Source organism: Algibacter pacificus (assembly GCF_008033385.1).
In the GTDB taxonomy this organism is placed as follows: domain Bacteria; phylum Bacteroidota; class Bacteroidia; order Flavobacteriales; family Flavobacteriaceae; genus Algibacter; species Algibacter pacificus.
The window spans coordinates 1-2956 of the sequence record NZ_VOGY01000031.1 but is presented as its reverse complement, the minus strand read 5'-3'; the positions used below and the strand labels follow the sequence as shown (position 1 = coordinate 2956).

Below are 2956 nucleotides of genomic sequence, written 5' to 3'. Positions count from 1 at the left end.
GCTTTAACAAAGTTTTTGTTTATTTTTATTGCTTGGTATTAAACAAAAATTTAGAGCTGGTTTGAATGCTACGATTCATATCCAGATCGTTAGCTGTGATTTAAAAACGACCACGTGACAGAAAAGAAATACATAGACTATTATCCAAACAGGGTTGCAAAAATCAACAACTTTATCCGACACTTAAAAGATAAGGAAAGGTTCAACGACTACTGCAATGGAAAAAATGAATATTTCTACAAGGATGAAGGCAATTACGGGTGGACAAAGAATAATAAACATTTCACATACGACCAAAGACTTGAAAGAGAATATCTATGGAATGACTTTGGTTTGTGGACAACTTGGCAAAATACAGGAAGAAACATTTTTGATTTCTCAGAAGGAATATTGGAAATGCTTAAGGACACAGATGTTTCAGATATTGACCTTGAACAAATCAAACTTCCTTACCCAAATTTTTATATCGATATTTCAAAAGCAAATATTCCATTTGCTAATGGTTTTCCACCAACAATTGAAGGGGTTTACATTTCAGAAGAAATCAATGATGATATTGATGATGATGTAACTTATGAAAAAGTGATTTCTTTCAACTTTACGGGTAACTACATTGAACATTTTAAACATATCAATGATAATCTGTACAATCACGTAAGGGGGTTTCATTCATACTCGCTATATCTTGACCGACCATACAATTTACTAAATGTTGGTGATGCTGTTAAGGATGCAAAAAATATGTTCGTTGATGTTGATACTTGGGAAGACCAAGATGCTGATACAAAAATTGACCTTTACAAAATCCACTCAGAGTTCATTGAGCGGACAGTGAAACTTATTATTAATTGCTTACTGTATCTTTCACTCAAGGATAAAGATGTTACAGAAAAATACACGATTGACTTACCAATACATTTAAAAACAAAACTTGAAAAGGCAAATACTAAAAGAAGAAAAGAAGTTGCCAACAACGAGATTAAAAATTTTGGTTTTTCTAAAATTAAACTAGTTGGACTTTCAACATTTCCTTCAAATAAGTATGATAGGAACACAGGGGAAGTTTCCCCACATTGGAGACGTGGGCATTGGAGAAATCAAAAATTTGGAGAAAATCTTTCACAATCTAAGTTGGTTTGGATAATGCCAACAATTGTAAATAAGGAAAAGGGAGCACCAACCAAAGGACACCTTTATTCAGTAGATAAAAACAACTAAATATGTTGCAAGGATACCCAACCAAAAGCGGGACAGGAATTTCAATATTTGGGGATTATGGCGATTTGAATAGCCTATATTCAAACGTTCACGAAATCGCTACCTCGCTTGATGAAAGTAATATTCGATTAAAAGCTCAATCACAATTGCTTATGAATTTTGCTTATGAAATTCGGAAAGCCTATTCAGGGCAACGACTTACGGATAAATTGACATTTAACGGAGACGATAAAGAAATGCACTATTATGGTTTTCAATGTGTATGGACAGATATTCTAATTTTTATTTCCGCTTTAAGACATAATGCAGGCTACATTCAGACGGATAAGTTATGTCAAGCAAACCTATATATGCTCGAATATGTAACAGAAAAGGCACTTTTTGACTATGACCCACAAGGTGCAAATATGATACAACACTACATTGGACAACGAATCAACATTACCAATCAATATGCTTTCATTATCTATCAAGCCTTACATATCAAGTTCGTTTCAGATAAAGCAGGTAAGAGAAGGTTCAGGAATATTCCTCAATTGATTGGCGACCATTTTTCAGAATGGAGACAAGAATACAAAGACTTAATTCAATCTTTTGAGATTTCAGCGAAAGAACAGAATTGTGAAATAACGGATTTAGAATTTAGTGAATTTCCTGAAATAAAATGGTAAAAAAAAAGAAAAACCACAGCTAACAATGGCTAAGAAAACATAGGGCGGACAAGGCTTTCAGAAAGGTTCGTTCATTTAGCAAACTTCGGTTTCGGTGGACAGGTAATCGCTTCGAAAGCCCTACGTTTCTTAGCCGGGCCGTTGCCAGTAATATGAACCAATCTAAAACCATAAAAATTTAATGAGCGAAGAATTAGAAACAACTTCGGGACAACAATATTTGGAAAAAGACTTTAGTGTTGAACTGAACTTTAAATTTTGGACAACAAAAGGAGCTAGATTTGTTGCTAGCCACAGACTTAAATCGATTAATAAACTTTCTTCATATTCATTAGGATTTTTATCGGCATACTTAATAATACTTGGACTTTTAAGCGTATTTGAAATTGGACCTGAATTACTGATTTCAACCAAATATTTCGCTCTGATTTCAACAAGTCTTTCGATTTTAATTCTTGTATTTAGTCAATTGGAAGGTTCAAATGATTACCGATTGCGAGCGGAAAAATTTCACGATTGTGCTTTAGAAATAAGCGAACTTTATAATAAGCTACGCTATTTAAAAACAAGTTCGATGAAGCAAGACGAAATAAACAAATTGTCTGAAAACTTATCAATTGAATATTCTAACGTTTTGAAGAAATATGAAAATCATAAATACATAGATTTTTTAATGTTTCAGACCACTAAAAATGACTATTTCAAACTGAACTTGCTGAATATTGGAATTATCAAATTAAGATACTATTGGAATACACAATTTTTATATCACATTTTGATAATTATTCCACCAATTTTAATTTATTGGTTAATAAAATGAAAAAATACTACTGGCAACACCGTGTATAATTAATTGCTTTGGCAAGTGCTTATTTGGAAAATTCCTTCGGAATTTTCTCGCGTTCGTTTTTGTTTACTAAATTAGTTGCTTAAACACGCAACTAACCATACACAAAACCGTTGGCAGTAATTATGACCCGTCCTGAAATAAGGCTACATAATTTTAAACATTATGTATAGAAATGACAAAGTAATTAGACGGTATTCAGAACCTTTTAAACTGAAAA

General features: G+C 32.6%; 3 protein-coding genes. All 3 read left to right on the top strand.

The genetic code is table 11. The features are described from left to right. Positions 1 to 114: 114 nt before the first annotated feature. Positions 115 to 1218: an AcrVA2 family anti-CRISPR protein gene (locus FQU21_RS17160; RefSeq protein ID WP_147679236.1), complete on the top strand. Its 1104-nt coding sequence runs from the start codon at positions 115 to 117 to the stop codon at positions 1216 to 1218. Between the two features lie 2 nt (positions 1219 to 1220). Continuing rightward, positions 1221 to 1889, top strand: coding sequence for a DUF6904 family protein (locus tag FQU21_RS17155; protein WP_147679235.1), 669 nt, complete (start codon positions 1221 to 1223; stop codon positions 1887 to 1889). Between the two features lie 181 nt (positions 1890 to 2070). Continuing rightward, positions 2071 to 2709, top strand: a complete 639-nt coding sequence (locus FQU21_RS17150; RefSeq protein ID WP_147679233.1) for an SLATT domain-containing protein — start codon at positions 2071 to 2073, stop codon at positions 2707 to 2709. Positions 2710 to 2956: the final 247 nt, after the last annotated feature.

Excerpts from the sequence above, each read along its gene's own strand:
- FQU21_RS17155 (WP_147679235.1), top strand. The coding sequence starts at position 1,221 with ATGTTGCAAGGATACCCAACCAAAAGCGGGACAGGAATTTCAATATTT.
- FQU21_RS17150 (WP_147679233.1), top strand. The coding sequence starts at position 2,071 with ATGAGCGAAGAATTAGAAACAACTTCGGGACAACAATATTTGGAAAAA.